The sequence below is a fragment of the Sphingomonas sp. RS6 genome (genome assembly GCF_054489705.1).
Window position 1 is genome coordinate 319734 of sequence record NZ_JBTMWM010000001.1, and the last position, 12913, is coordinate 332646.

A 12913-nucleotide genomic window follows, 5' to 3' on the forward strand; every position below is an offset into this window, starting at 1 on the left:
GAGTCTTCTTTTTGATCCTCCCCGGAACGGGGAGGGGGACCGCGGAGCGGTGGAGGGGGCTCTCCACCAGCGATGTCATATTGAGGAGAGCCCCCTCCACCACGCGGCTGCGCCGCGCGGTCCCCCTCCCCGTTCCGGGGAGGATTTGAATCACGCCGCCATCGTGAACGGCTCCAGCCCGGCGAGCCGCGTCCGCACCTCGGGCGTCGGGATGGTGCGCGGCGGCAGCCCCTCCACTGCCCTCGCGATCGCGCCGATATGCGCCGGCGTCGATCCGCAACAGCCGCCCAGCACGTTCACCTGTCCCGCATCGGCCCATTCCTTGACGAGGCCCGCCGTCGTCTCGGGCAGCTCGTCATAGGCGCCCAGCTCATTGGGCAGCCCCGCGTTCGGATAGACCATGATCAGCGTGTCGCACAGCGTCGACAGCGTCTTCACATGCGGACGCAGCTGCTCGGCCCCGAACGAGCAGTTGAGCCCGATCGTCACCGGCTTCGCGTGCCGCACCGCATGCCAGAACGCCTCGACCGTGTGGCCGGAGAGGTTGCGGCCCGAGAGGTCCGTGAGCGTCATCGACAGCATGATCGGCAGGTCGCGGCCCAGCGCCTCGCCCGCCTCGATCGCCGCCATGATCCCAGCCTTGGCATTGAGCGTATCAAACACCGTCTCGATCAGGATGAAGTCCACCCCGCCTTCGACCAGCGCGTCGATCTGCTCGCGATACACGTCCTTCAGGTAATCGAAGTCGATCTCGCGATAGCCCGGATCGTTGACGTCGGGGCTCAGCGACAGCGTCTTGTTGGTCGGCCCCAGCGCGCCCGCCACGAAGCGCGGGCGGCCATCCTTCGCCTCGAACTCGTCGGCGATCCGGCGGGCGAGCTTCGCGCTCTCGATATTGATCTCGCGCACCAGATGCTCGGCGCCGTAATCGGCCTGGCTGATCCGGTTGGCGGAAAAGGTGTTGGTCTCGGCGATGTCCGCCCCCGCCTCGAAATAGGCGCGGTGGATGCTCGCCGGCACCTCGGGCTTGGTCAGCGCGAGGATGTCGTTATTGCCCTTCTGGTCATGCGCCAGGCCCAGCGTCCCCGCATAGGCCGCCTCGTCGAGCTTCCAGTTCTGGATCTCGGTGCCGAACGCGCCGTCGGTGATCAGGATGCGCTTCTGCGCTTCGGCCAGCAGTTTCTCGCGTGGTGTCATCATCTTGTCCTTCTGGATCCTCCCCGGCACGGGGAGGGGGACCGCGTCGCGAAGCGGCGTGGTGGAGGGGAAGCGCCGCGAATCGATCGCGTGTGGCACGCCCCCTCCACCATCCTTCGGATGGTCCCCCTCCCCGTTCCGGGGAGGATTGATTCAAGCCGCCGCCGCCACCGCGCCCGCCACGGGGCGCACGCCAAGCAAATGGCAGATCGCATAGCTCAGCTCGGCCCGGTTGAGCGTGTAGAAGTGGAACTGGCGCACGCCGCCGGCATAAAGCTTGCGGCACAGTTCGGCCGCCAGCGTCGCCGCCACCAGCTGCCGCGCCGCCGGGCGCTCGTCGAGTCCGTCGAACAGCCGCCCCAGCCATGCCGGCACGTCGGTGCCGCACATCGCCGACATCTTCACCACGCTGGCATAGTTCATCACCGGCATGATGCCCGGCACGATCTCGGCATCGATGCCCGCCGCCGCCGCGCGGTCGCGGAAGCGAAGGAAGGTCTCGGCCTCGAAGAAGAACTGGGTGATCGCGCGGTGGGCACCCGCGTCGATCTTGCGCTTCAGATTGTCGAGATCGGCCTCGGGGCTCGGCGAATCCGGATGGCATTCGGGATAGGCGCTCACCGAAATCTCGAACGGGTGCAGCCGGCGCAGCCCCGCCACCAGATCGGCGGCATTCTCATAGCCGCCGGGATGCGTCTGGTATTTCTCGCCGGCGCGGGGCGGATCGCCGCGAAGTGCGACGATGTGCCGCACGCCCGCCGCCCAGTAATCCTCGGCGATCTGGTCGATCTCCGCGCGCGTCGCCTCGACGCAGGTCAGGTGCGCCGCCGCCGGGATGCCGGTTTCGCGCGCGATCCGCGCCACCGTCGCATGGGTGCGCTCGCGCGTCGTGCCGCCCGCACCATAGGTGACGCTCACGAAGCGCGGGCCGAGCGGCCCCAGCGTCTCGATCGAGCCCCACAGCGTCTCTTCCATCTTTTCGGTCTTGGGCGGGAAGAATTCAAAGCTCACCGCCACATCGCCCGCCACATCGGCGAACAGCGGGGGCGCCATCGGGTCCACGATACTCATGCCGCCTTTACCTTCTCTGCAAACTCGCCGGTCTTGCGACCCAGCCATAATTTCACCGTCAGTTCGCCGCCCTCCAGCGTCTGCACCTGCACCGGCGCCAGCCCGGCGCGGCCGAACCAGTCGAGCATCTGCTCGTCCGAAAAGCCCAGTCGGGCATGCGCATCGCGGGTGCGCAATTCCTCGCGCTCATGCGGCGCGAAATCGACGATCAACAGCCGCCCGCCGGCATCCAGCACGCGCCCCGCCTCGGCGATCGCCGCCCCCGGCTGCTGCGCGAAATGGAGCACATGATGCAATATAGCAGTATCCGCAGTGCCGGCGCCGAGCGGCAGCGCGTAGAGATCGGCCTGGCGCAGCTCGGCATTGGCGAGCCCCGCCAGCTTGGCGCGCGCCAGCCGCAGCATTTCCGACGAACGATCGATCCCCATCGCCTGATCGGCACGCGGGCCGAACAGTTCGATCATCCGCCCGGTGCCGGTGCCGATATCGACCAGCCGGCCCAGCGTCTCGTCGCCCAGCGCCGCCGCCATCGCCGCCTCGACTTCGCTCTCGGCGATATGGAGCGATCGGATCGCGTCCCACTGGCCGGCATTGGTCTGGAACCACGCCTCGGCCGCCGCCGCGCGATCGGCGCGCACCGCCGCGAGCCGCGCCTGATCGGCCACCTGCCAATGATCCTCGGCGCCCCAGGCATCGAGCGTCGCCAGCACCGGATCGATCACAGGCCGCGCGCCCAGTGCGACGAACACCCAGCTGCCCTCCTTGCGGCGATCGGCCAGCCCGGCGTCGCACAGGATCTTGACGTGGCGGCTGACGCGCGGCTGGCTCTGGCCCAGCACCTGCGCCAGCTCGCCGACGCTCAGTTCCATGGCGCGCAGCAGCGCAACGATGCGCAGCCGCGTCGAATCCGCAAGCGCGCGGAAGATGGCAAGGGGCTCTGTCATGGTTGGCTTATAGATATAAAGATATCTTTATATCGGGTCAACGCGAACCATGCCGGTTGCGTCGATTGCCTGGGCTGGGTAGCGCGGAGGCGACAGCCGCCACTCCAGTTTCAAGGAAACAACCATGCGCAAGGCATTGATCCTCCCCGTCGCCGCCCTCGCTCTGGCAGGGCTTTCGGCCTGCGGCAACAAGGCGAACAACGAAGCCGCCGAGGCCAATGAGGCGATGGCGGGTGACAGCAACACGATGGGCGATGCCGTCGCCGATGTGAACGCGGCCGAGAATGCGGCGTTCGACGCGGCCGAAAACGCCTATGCCGATGTCGCGACCGGCAACGAACTGGGCAACGAGATCGTCGACTGAGCGTTGGCGGGTCGAACCCTCCATCGATCAGGAATCCCGACATGACCGATCATCGCGCCCTCGGCGCCTCCGGCCTTGCCACCCCGCCGCTCGTGCTCGGCGGCAATGTCTTCGGCTGGACCGCCGACAAGGCGACCAGCTTCCGCATCCTCGATCGCTTCGTCGAGCGCGGCGGGGTGATGATCGACACCGCCGATGTCTATTCGGCTTGGGTGTCGGGCCATTCGGGCGGCGAATCGGAAAGCGTGATCGGCGAATGGCTGCGCAGCTCGGGCAAGCGCGACAAGGTGCTGATCGCCACCAAGGTCGGGATGCTGCCGGGCGAAGGGGGTGAGAAGCTCGCCCCCGCCCGCATCGCCGCCGCCGCCGATGCCTCGCTCCAGCGGCTCGGCATCGATGCGATCGACCTGTATTTCGCGCATCAGGACGATGAGGGCGTCGAACAGGCCGATTATCTCGCCGCGTTCGGCAAGCTGATCGATGCGGGCAAGGTTCGCGCGCTAGGCGCGTCGAATTTCCACGCGATGCGGCTCAAATCGGCGCTCGATCTCGCCACGCGCGAAGGGCTACCGCATTTCCGCGTGCTCCAGCCCGAATATAATCTGGTCAGCCGCCACAAGTTCGAAGGCGAGCTCCAGGATCTGTGCATCACCCATAACCTGGGCGTCGTGCCTTATTACGGCCTCGCCTCGGGCTTCCTCACCGGCAAATATCGGAGCGAAGCGGATCTCTCGAAGAGCGTGCGCGGCGGCGGCATGGCCAAGCTGCTCGCCGGCAAGGGCGGCGCGGTGCTGGCGGCGATGGACGAGGTCGCGGTCGAGACCGGCGCCAGCCTCGCCCAGATCGCGCTCGCCTGGCTGGCGGCGCAGGACGGCGTCACCGCGCCGATCGCCAGCGCGACGAGCATCGATCAGCTCGACGAACTGGTCGGCGCCTGGGACGTCGACCTCAGCCGCGACCAGCTCGATCGCCTCACCGCCGCCGGGGCCTGATGACTGCCAGCGACCTGCTCGATCTGCTCGCCAACCAGCTCGTCCGCCGCAGCGGCGGCAACCGGCGGCGCTGGCGCGCGGTGCTCGGGCAGGTCCGGCTCTATGATCCGGCGACGCACCCGCATTGCAACTGGTCGCTCGCGCCCAGCGGCTCGGCGGGCGAGGTCGCCGCGGTCGAGGCGCTGCTCGACGAGCTGCGCATCCGCCACCCGATCGTCACCGCCGGCTGACGCCTGCGAAAAGGGGCGCCGGCAGCCTCTGCCGCCGACGCCCCCTTCGCATTGCCGGCCGGTTTACCAGCGCAGGCTGATCGCCGCATTGCCCGAATGGGCGTCGGCATTGCCCAGCCCGGTATAGCGATAGCGCAGGTCGATCGACACCGTCTGCGACAGGCTCGCGCTCAGCCCCGCCTCGCCGCGCAGCTGCGTGCGGCCCAGCGACACCGATCGCGTGTTGAACCCCGCATCGGCCAGGTTGGCGCGCAGCATCGTCCGCGCCGCGCCCAGCTGTTCGACGGCCATCGCCGAGACATAGGGGCGGATCGCGGTGGCGCCCGCCTTGGCCATGCCGTCGATCCGCACGCCGGCGCGCGCGGTCCAGGCATTGCGGCCCTCGCCGTCGAAGCGCAGCGCCGTGCTCGCGCCGCCGGTCTCCGCGAACGCATCGCGCTCGACGCGGTCATAGGCGATGCCCGCCACCGGCGTGACGCCCACCGCGCCCAGATCGAAGCGGTGCCCCGCCTCGACATCGGCGCCATAGGAGAAGCCGGCGACATCGCCCTTCAGCGATTCGACGCCCCCGCCGAGCTGGACGCTGCGGCGCACCTTGTAATCGTCGACGTTGAAATCGACGACGCCGCTCAGATAGCTGCCGCCCTGGTTCCAAACCGCATAGAGCGCGCCGCCATAGCTCTTCACCTTGGCGGTGCCGAGCGCCGAGACCGTCGTGTCGACGTCCTTGTAGCTGGCGGCGACACCGATCACGACATGGTCGGTCGCCTGGCGATCGGCGCCGATCGTGTAGCCATAGCTGGTGGCGCGATAGCCATTGCCGGTCCAGTCGCCATCGACATCGACGCGCTGGGCGGTAAACGCGCCCCACACGCTGTTGCTGCGCTGGCCCGCGCCCGTCGCGACGCCGCGCGCCTGCACGCGCTGCACCATCGTGTCGCGCACCGCCTGGTTCGCCTGGAGCTGCGATTCCACCGCATCGGCATGGACGCCGCCCGCCAGCTGCTGGAAGCTCGTCGCCAGCTGCCCGCCGGTCAGCGTCGCCAGGCTGCCGAACAGCGTGCCGGCCGTGCCCGTGGTGCGGACGCCCGCCGCCGGCCGGATCGCGTCGATCGCGCCCGCCACCTCGGTGGCGTTGCCGCCGCCGGCACCCGCCAGCCACGCGGCATAGCGATCCGGCGTCACCGCCAGCACGATGTTGTTCGCGCCATAGATCACGTCGAGCCGCGTGTTCGCCGCCAGCCCGTCGGTCGGCTGTGCCAGCCCGTCAAAGCTGCCTTCGACGCCGCCCTCGGCGGTGACGATCTCGAACGTCTGGCCGATCGTCGGCGTGAACGCATTGGTCGCATCGCCGGTGATGCCGCGCAGCTTCGGCGCCAGCGTGCCGCCGGCGGTATAGACGCTCCTCGCGCCGGTCAGCACCAGCGTGTCGTAATGTCCTGCGCCGATCCCGGCGGTCGCGCCGTCGATATCGATCGCCAGCGTGCTGCCCGCCGCCTGGCTGACGCTGCCCGCCACCACCAGCCGGCCCGGCGAGTTGCCCGGCGCCAGCGTGCCGTCCACCGTCACGTCGCCCTGCACCAGGCCATTGCCCTTGGCGGTGCCCCCGGCATCGACGAACACCGATCCGGTGAACACCGAATCGAAGCTCATCTGGCCCTGTTCGACGCAGGCGCCGATGTCGTTCGACGCGACCGAATCGAGGATCAGCGTGCCGCTGCCGCGCTTCACCAGACAGGTGTTGCCGCTGCTGCCACCGCTCAGCCGGACTGTGTTGGCGCCGGTGTCGATCGCGCCGCCGCCCGTGCCGAACAGCACCGCCTGGGTGATGTCCAGATCGGCGCCGGCATCGAACACCGTCGTGTTGCGCAGCAACAGCGCGCCGCCGGCGCTGCCGATCGCGCTCTGCCCGGTCGCGATCACGCGGCCCGCCGAGATGTCGAGCGACAGGCCCTCGACCGTGCCCGACAGCGTCAGCGTGCCCGCACCCGATTTGGCCAGCACGCCGGTGCCGCTCAGATTGCCGGTGAACGTGCCGTCCACGGCCTGCACGAATTCGAGCACCGCGTCGTTGACGATGTTGCCGGTCAGCGTGTCGGTGTTGCCGACCAGCCGGCCCGCCGCGACCGTGGTGCCGCCGGTATAGCTGTTGGCACCCGTCAGCGTCAGCGTGCCTTCGCCGGTCTTGAACAGCGAACCCGTGCCCGACATCGCACCCGAATAGGTGCCGTCGCTGGCTTGTGCGAACTGCACCGTCCCGTTGTTCACCACCGCGCCCTGGAGCGAGCTGGTATCGCCGACAAGCGTGCCCGCCTCCACGGTCGTACCGCCAGTGTAGCTGTTGGCACCCGTCAGCGTCAGCGTGCCCGAGCCCGTCTTCACCAGCGCGCCGCTGCCCGACATCGCACCCGAATAGGTGCCATCGGCGCCTTGCGCGAACTCCACCGTCCCGCTGTTCGCCACCGCACCCTTGAGCGAGCTGGTATCGCCGACAAGCGTGCCAGCCTCCACGGTCGTGCCGCCAGTGTAGCTGTTGGCACCCGTCAGCGTCAGCGTGCCCGCGCCTGTCTTCACCAGCGCGCCGCTGCCCGACATCGCACCCGCATAGGTGCCGTCGGCGCCTTGCGCGAACTCCACCGTCCCACTGCTGGCCACCGCACCCTTGAGCGACGTGGTATCGCCGACAAGCGTGCCAGCCTCCACGGTCGTACCACCGGTATAGCTGTTGGCACCCGTCAGCGTCAGCGTGCCCGCGCCGCTCTTCACCAGCGCGCCCGTGCCCGACATCGCACCCGAATAGGTGCCGTCGCTGCCTTGCGCGAACTCCACCGTACCGCTGTTCACCACCGCGCCCTTGAGCGATGTCGTATCACCGACCAGCGTGCCCGCCTCCACGGTCGTACCGCCAGTGTAGCTGTTGGCACCCGTCAGCGTCAGCGTGCCCGCGCCCGTCTTCACCAGCGCGCCGCTGCCCGACATCGCACCCGAATAGGTACCATCGGTGCCTTGCGCGAACTCGACCGTCCCGCTGTTCGCCACCGCGCCCTTGAGCGAGCTGGTATCGCCGACAAGCGTGCCAGCCTCCACGGTCGTACCGCCAGTGTAGCTGTTGGCACCCGTCAGCGTCAGCGTGCCCGAGCCCGTCTTCACCAGCGCGCCGGTGCCCGACATCGCGCCCGCATAGGTGCCGTCGCTGCCTTGCGCGAACTCCACCGTCCCGCTGTTCGCCACCGCGCCCTTGAGCGATGTCGTATCACCGACCAGCGTGCCCGCCTCCACGGTCGTACCGCCAGTGTAGCTGTTGGCACCCGTCAGCGTCAGCGTGCCCGAGCCCGTCTTCACCAGCGCGCCGGTGCCCGACATTGCGCCCGCATAGGTGCCGTCGCTGCCTTGCGCGAACTCAACCGTCCCGCTGTTCGTTACCGCACCCTGGAGCGACGTGGTATCGCCCACCAGCGTGCCCGCCTCCACGGTCGTACCGCCAGTGTAGCTGTTGGCACCCGTCAGCGTCAGCGTGCCCGCGCCCGTCTTCACCAGCGCGCCGGTGCCCGACATTGCGCCCGCATAGGTGCCGTCGCTGCCTTGCGCGAACTCAACCGTCCCGCTGTTCGCCACCGCACCCTGGAGCGACGTCGTGTCACCCACCAGCGTGCCTTCCTCGACGGTGGTACCGCCGGTGTAGCTGTTGGCGCCGGTCAGCGTCAGCGTGCCGGTGCCCGTCTTGGTCAGGCCGCCGACGCCGGTGATCGCGCCGCTCAACGCGGCGTTGCTGGTGCCGGTGTCGATCGTGCCGCCGGTTCCCTCGACGGTCAGCGAGGTCGACAGGGCCAGATCACTGTCGAAGGTGATCGTGCCACCCGAAAGCACCGGATTGAAATTGCCGGCGGCGACATCGGCGGCGCTGCTGGTGCCGGTAATGTTGGTCCGGCCCCCGCTCGCATCGGCGATCGCCTTGCTGATGTCGGTGCCGAAGATATAGGCATAGTCGATCACCGCGCTTTCGCCGGTCAGCAGGTCGCCGATGCTGAAGCCCAGGCCGATGGTGTTGTCGCCATAACCGACATCGGTACCCGACAGATAGGAAGCGGTGTCACGGGTCCAGCCCGTGATCGCCGCATTATGCGTGTAGCTCGATCCCGTGTAGAGCCCGATCACATATTTGGAGACCAGCGCCTCGGCATAGACCAGGTCGGTCGCCGCGACGTCGCCCGATCCGCGGATATTGTTGGTCACGCTGCTGTCGCCGGATGCCGCGACGGCATCGGGATCGAGCTGGCGCGAGAAGGCGATACCGGTCAGGTCGCTCAACGCCGTGATCGTCGTGCGGATGCTGACCTGCTGGCTCGCGTCGTTGAAATAATAGTCGTTGGTGATGCTGAACAGGCTGCCATAGCTGCCTTCCCACACCGCGCGGTTGTCGAACGTGGTGCCGGCATAGGCGATGCCGCTATAGTTGGTCAGCGTGCCGGTGGTCGTCGCCTGGGTGCCGGCATTGTTATTGGCCAACAGGGTGCCGCCGACATTCACGACGAAGCCCTCGAACGGCGATCCGGGGGTCAGATAGTCATAGCTCGGGTTGAACGTGGCGGTGCCGGTGCCGTCATAAAGGATGCCCGGCGTGGTGCTGCCGCCGAAGCCCAGCGTGCCGGTCGTGCCGTTGACGCCGATCTTGATGTAATCGCCGTCCAGCACCACCGATTGCGCCTGCGCCACCATCGGCGCGGCGAGCATCCCGCTCACCATCGCGGCACCGACGATCGGCAGCCGCGCCGCCAGCATCGTCGATGCGATCAGCCGCAGGCGGTGGCGCGCGGCGCGGGTCCGGCCGATGCTGCTGGCAGTGGTGAGCGCATTTCCCGTCTTCATCAATTCCCTGTTCCCAAACCGGCCGATGCAGGCGCGCACCGGACTTCACCCCAGCAGAGTCGCGCCTGCGCGCCGATCGACGTTCGCAGGGCCGGACCATGTGTTGCCGGAGGCGCCGGAGGCCCGACGCAATTTCATTTATAGAGGGGTGGGAGCAGCCATTCGGGTTACGCAGAAAAATAGAAATTCAAATGCTTTACGAAATATTTCTGCAGGGCTGTGGCATGTCGTCGGCAATCGAGCGATCGTATCGGCCGCGAAATCTTCATCGCGCTGCGGCGCGCCTTCTTTCGGCGATCGCCGCCCGCGCGCCGACAGTCAGTTGGCGACAAAGCCGAATGGCGACACGCGCCGATCGCGTTCGTCGGCCGGCGCGCCGCGCCCGGCCGGCGCGGCCGATCGCTGCGCACAATCGGGGCGGGTGCAGGCGCGGCAGCCCAGCCCGATCGGCGCCGCCCGCCCGGCAAGATCGACGCCGCGCGCCGCCGCCAGCGTCCCCGCCTCGCTCGCCGCCAGCCCGATCGCAATCACGAAGCGCGGCCGCACCCCGCCGGTGGCGGGGCCGTGCGGATGCACGCAACGCGCGATCGTGAAGGCGCGTGCGCCATCCTCCAGCTCGACGAGCTGCACCACCGTCTCGTCGGTCCGCGCGAACGCATCATAGGCGTTCCACAGCGGGCACGGCACCGCCGCCTCGACCAGAGCCGATCCGCTCGCGCCGGCATAGCGCATGGACACCTGCCCCGCGCGATCGAACCGCATCAGGAAGAAGGACAGCCCGCGCGCGCCGACGCGCTGCAACGTCGTCAGCCGGTGCGCCACCTGCGATCGGCTCGCGCCGAACCGGCGTTCGAGCAGGTCGAGGTCATAGCCGCTCGTCTCGCACGCGCGCAGGAACCGGGCATAGGGCATAGTCACCGCCGCCGCGAAATAGCCGGTCAGGTGGCGGCGGAACATGCGTTCGGCCGCACGATCGAGTGCGGCGCCGCGCACCAGCGCCTCGATTTCGTCGCGCGCCTCGACTGCCAGTTGCTCGGCGATCGCGAAGCTGCGCGCGCTGGGGTCCAGCGCCTCGGACAGCTGCAACTGGCGCGCATGCAGGTCCAGCCGCTTCAGCCGGTCGGGCATCACCTCGGCGGGCAGGATGCGCACCGACAGCTGATGCTTGACGCGCAACCGCTCGGCCATCGCGCTATGCGGCTCGCCGGCGCGGCGCAGTTCGTCGGCCAGCGCCTCGGCGGCGGCGTCGAGGTCGGCGAAATGGTTGCGCCAGCGCTCGATCGCCCGGCGAACCTGCGCGCCCGGATCGGCGGCATCGCCCCCGGCGCCCGCACCCGCCGCGCCGATCCGGTCATAGGCGCGCGCGAATGCCTCGGCACCATCCGGCGCGCCGGCCAGCCATTCCTCCATTTGGTGGCGATCGATCGCCAGATCGGCGAACATCGGGTCCGCCAGCCGCCGCCGCAGCGCATCCGCCCCGCCGCCCGGCTCGCTCGCCGCCAGCCGGCGCGGATCGAAGTCATAGGTCTCGGCCAGCCGCAGCATCAGCGCGGCGGTCACCGGCCGCTGGTTGCGCTCGATCAGGTTGAGATAGCTGGCCGAAATCCCCAGCGCCTCGGCCATCGCCGCCTGGGTGACGCCGATCTGGAAGCGCAGCCGCCGGATCGCATGCCCGGCAAAGAGTTTGCGTTCGGCCATCGGTCGTGCCTGCTCCTTCTCAATCCTCCCCGGCACGGGGAGGATTGCGGCCTGTCCTACATTATCCGTTCTTGCTACGTTCCACTCAAGCAACCGGCAAGGTCAATGTAAATTATTTACATCACAACAAGGAGGCCCCGCAACCCGCAACACCCCAATACGCTGAGCGAGCCGCCAGCACAATTCTCCACGAGCGTGAACTTTCTAAACTTACACAGACAAGGATTCGAAGGTCAGTCAAGGAATTCACATGTCTCAGCCGTCGCGTTTCGAGGATCTGGTCCCAGCCCCTGCCGGTCGATTCGACGGCATCGCCCGGCCTTACACGCCCGCCGATGTCGTGCGGCTGCGCGGCTCGCTTCCCGTCGAGCACACGCTCGCCCGCCGCGGCGCGCTCAAGCTGTGGGAGCTGCTGCGCACCGAGGACTATGTCCACGCGCTCGGCGCGCTCTCGGGCAATCAGGCGATGCAGATGGTGCGCGCCGGGCTGAAGGCGATCTACCTGTCCGGCTGGCAGGTCGCGGCGGATGCCAACACCGCTGGCCAGATGTATCCCGACCAGTCGCTCTACCCGGCCAATGCCGGGCCGGAACTGGCCCGCCGGATCAACGCCACGCTCCAGCGCGCCGACCAGATCGAGCATATGGAAGGCGGCGCGACCCGCGACTGGTTCGCGCCGATCGTCGCCGATGCGGAAGCCGGCTTCGGCGGCCCGCTCAACTGTTTCGAGATCATGAAGGCGTACATCGCCGCGGGTGCGGCGGGCGTGCATTACGAGGATCAGCTGGCGAGCGAGAAGAAGTGCGGCCATCTCGGCGGCAAGGTGCTGATCCCCACCCAGGCGCATATCCGCAACTTGGATGCGGCGCGGCTGGCGGCGGATGTGTGCGGCGTGCCGACGGTGATCTGCGCGAGGACCGATGCCGAATCGGCGCGGCTGATCACCTCGGACGTCGACGAACGCGACCATGAATTCCTCACCGGCGAACGCACGCCAGAAGGGTTCTTCCGCCTTCGCGAGGGCACCGGCGTCGATCACTGCATCGAGCGCGGCCTTGCGTTCGCGCCGCATGCCGACCTGCTGTGGTGGGAGACCTCGAAGCCCAATCTCGACGACGCCCGCCGCTTCGCCGAGGCGATCAAGAAGGCGCATCCGAACAAGATGCTGGCCTATAACTGCTCGCCCAGCTTCAACTGGGAGAAGAATCTGGACAGGCAAGACATCGCCCGTTTCCAGCGCGAGATCGGCGCGATGGGGTACAAGTTCCAGTTCGTCACCCTCGCCGGCTTCCACAGCCTGAATTACGGCATGTACGAACTGGCGCGCGGCTACCGCGACCGCGGCATGGCGGCCTATTCGGAGCTGCAACAGGCCGAATTTGCCGCCGAGGCGAACGGCTACACCGCCACCCGCCACCAGCGCGAAGTCGGCACCGGCTATTTCGACGCGATCGCCCAGGCCGTGGCCGGCGGCGAAAGCTCGACCACCGCGCTCGCCGAGAGCACCGAAACCGCCCAGTTCAAGACCAAGCAAGCCGCGTGAAAGGAGAC

9 protein-coding genes are annotated in these 12913 nt (G+C 68.3%); 4 read left to right on the top strand and 5 right to left on the bottom strand.

Annotation, left to right across the window (positions count from 1 at the left end):
• Window positions 1–150 precede the first annotated feature (150 nt).
• The 3 genes from ACX40Y_RS01555 to ACX40Y_RS01565 form a co-directional block, all read right to left on the bottom strand.
• Window positions 151–1197 carry a homocysteine S-methyltransferase family protein gene (locus ACX40Y_RS01555; protein ID WP_459118380.1) on the bottom strand — a complete coding sequence of 349 codons (1047 nt, stop codon included), beginning with the start codon at window positions 1195–1197 and terminating at the stop codon, window positions 151–153.
• A gap of 153 nt (window positions 1198–1350) precedes the next feature.
• The gene (metF, locus tag ACX40Y_RS01560) at window positions 1351–2250 is read right to left on the bottom strand and encodes a methylenetetrahydrofolate reductase (RefSeq protein WP_459118381.1); all 900 of its coding nucleotides are present in this window, start codon (window positions 2248–2250) and stop codon (window positions 1351–1353) included.
• A gap of 14 nt (window positions 2251–2264) precedes the next feature.
• The gene (locus ACX40Y_RS01565) at window positions 2265–3212 is read right to left on the bottom strand and encodes an ArsR/SmtB family transcription factor (RefSeq protein ID WP_459117770.1); all 948 of its coding nucleotides are present in this window, start codon (window positions 3210–3212) and stop codon (window positions 2265–2267) included.
• A gap of 124 nt (window positions 3213–3336) precedes the next feature.
• Between ACX40Y_RS01565 and ACX40Y_RS01570 the strand changes: the two genes are divergently transcribed.
• From ACX40Y_RS01570 to ACX40Y_RS01580, 3 genes are read left to right on the top strand one after another with little or no spacing between them, the layout of a single operon-like run.
• On the top strand, window positions 3337–3576 hold the full coding sequence (locus ACX40Y_RS01570) for a hypothetical protein (protein ID WP_459117771.1): 240 nt from the start codon (window positions 3337–3339) through the stop codon (window positions 3574–3576).
• Window positions 3577–3617: 41 nt separating this feature from the next.
• Window positions 3618–4568, top strand: a complete 951-nt coding sequence (locus tag ACX40Y_RS01575; protein ID WP_459117772.1) for an aldo/keto reductase — start codon at window positions 3618–3620, stop codon at window positions 4566–4568.
• On the top strand, window positions 4568–4798 hold the full coding sequence (locus ACX40Y_RS01580) for a hypothetical protein (protein ID WP_459117773.1): 231 nt from the start codon (window positions 4568–4570) through the stop codon (window positions 4796–4798). The genes ACX40Y_RS01575 and ACX40Y_RS01580 overlap by 1 nt, the downstream gene beginning before the upstream one ends.
• Window positions 4799–4861: 63 nt before the next feature.
• On the opposite strand, the gene ACX40Y_RS01585 is transcribed toward ACX40Y_RS01580, so the two are convergent.
• On the bottom strand, window positions 4862–9664 hold the full coding sequence (locus ACX40Y_RS01585) for an autotransporter-associated beta strand repeat-containing protein (RefSeq protein WP_459117774.1): 4803 nt from the start codon (window positions 9662–9664) through the stop codon (window positions 4862–4864).
• A gap of 318 nt (window positions 9665–9982) precedes the next feature.
• On the bottom strand, window positions 9983–11362 hold the full coding sequence (locus ACX40Y_RS01590) for a helix-turn-helix domain-containing protein (protein WP_459117775.1): 1380 nt from the start codon (window positions 11360–11362) through the stop codon (window positions 9983–9985).
• A 250-nt stretch (window positions 11363–11612) separates the two neighbouring features.
• Here ACX40Y_RS01590 and aceA point away from each other — a divergent pair, with 250 nt between their 5' ends.
• On the top strand, window positions 11613–12905 hold the full coding sequence (gene aceA / locus ACX40Y_RS01595; protein ID WP_459117776.1) for an isocitrate lyase: 1293 nt from the start codon (window positions 11613–11615) through the stop codon (window positions 12903–12905).
• Window positions 12906–12913: the final 8 nt, after the last annotated feature.

Excerpts from the sequence above, each read along its gene's own strand:
- ACX40Y_RS01580 (WP_459117773.1), top strand. The coding sequence starts at position 4,568 with ATGACTGCCAGCGACCTGCTCGATCTGCTCGCCAACCAGCTCGTCCGC.
- ACX40Y_RS01590 (WP_459117775.1), bottom strand. The coding sequence starts at position 11,362 with ATGGCCGAACGCAAACTCTTTGCCGGGCATGCGATCCGGCGGCTGCGC.
- ACX40Y_RS01555 (WP_459118380.1), bottom strand. The coding sequence starts at position 1,197 with ATGACACCACGCGAGAAACTGCTGGCCGAAGCGCAGAAGCGCATCCTG.
- aceA (WP_459117776.1), top strand. The coding sequence starts at position 11,613 with ATGTCTCAGCCGTCGCGTTTCGAGGATCTGGTCCCAGCCCCTGCCGGT.
- ACX40Y_RS01575 (WP_459117772.1), top strand. The coding sequence starts at position 3,618 with ATGACCGATCATCGCGCCCTCGGCGCCTCCGGCCTTGCCACCCCGCCG.
- ACX40Y_RS01585 (WP_459117774.1), bottom strand. The coding sequence starts at position 9,664 with ATGAAGACGGGAAATGCGCTCACCACTGCCAGCAGCATCGGCCGGACC.
- ACX40Y_RS01565 (WP_459117770.1), bottom strand. The coding sequence starts at position 3,212 with ATGACAGAGCCCCTTGCCATCTTCCGCGCGCTTGCGGATTCGACGCGG.
- ACX40Y_RS01570 (WP_459117771.1), top strand. The coding sequence starts at position 3,337 with ATGCGCAAGGCATTGATCCTCCCCGTCGCCGCCCTCGCTCTGGCAGGG.
- metF (WP_459118381.1), bottom strand. The coding sequence starts at position 2,250 with ATGGCGCCCCCGCTGTTCGCCGATGTGGCGGGCGATGTGGCGGTGAGC.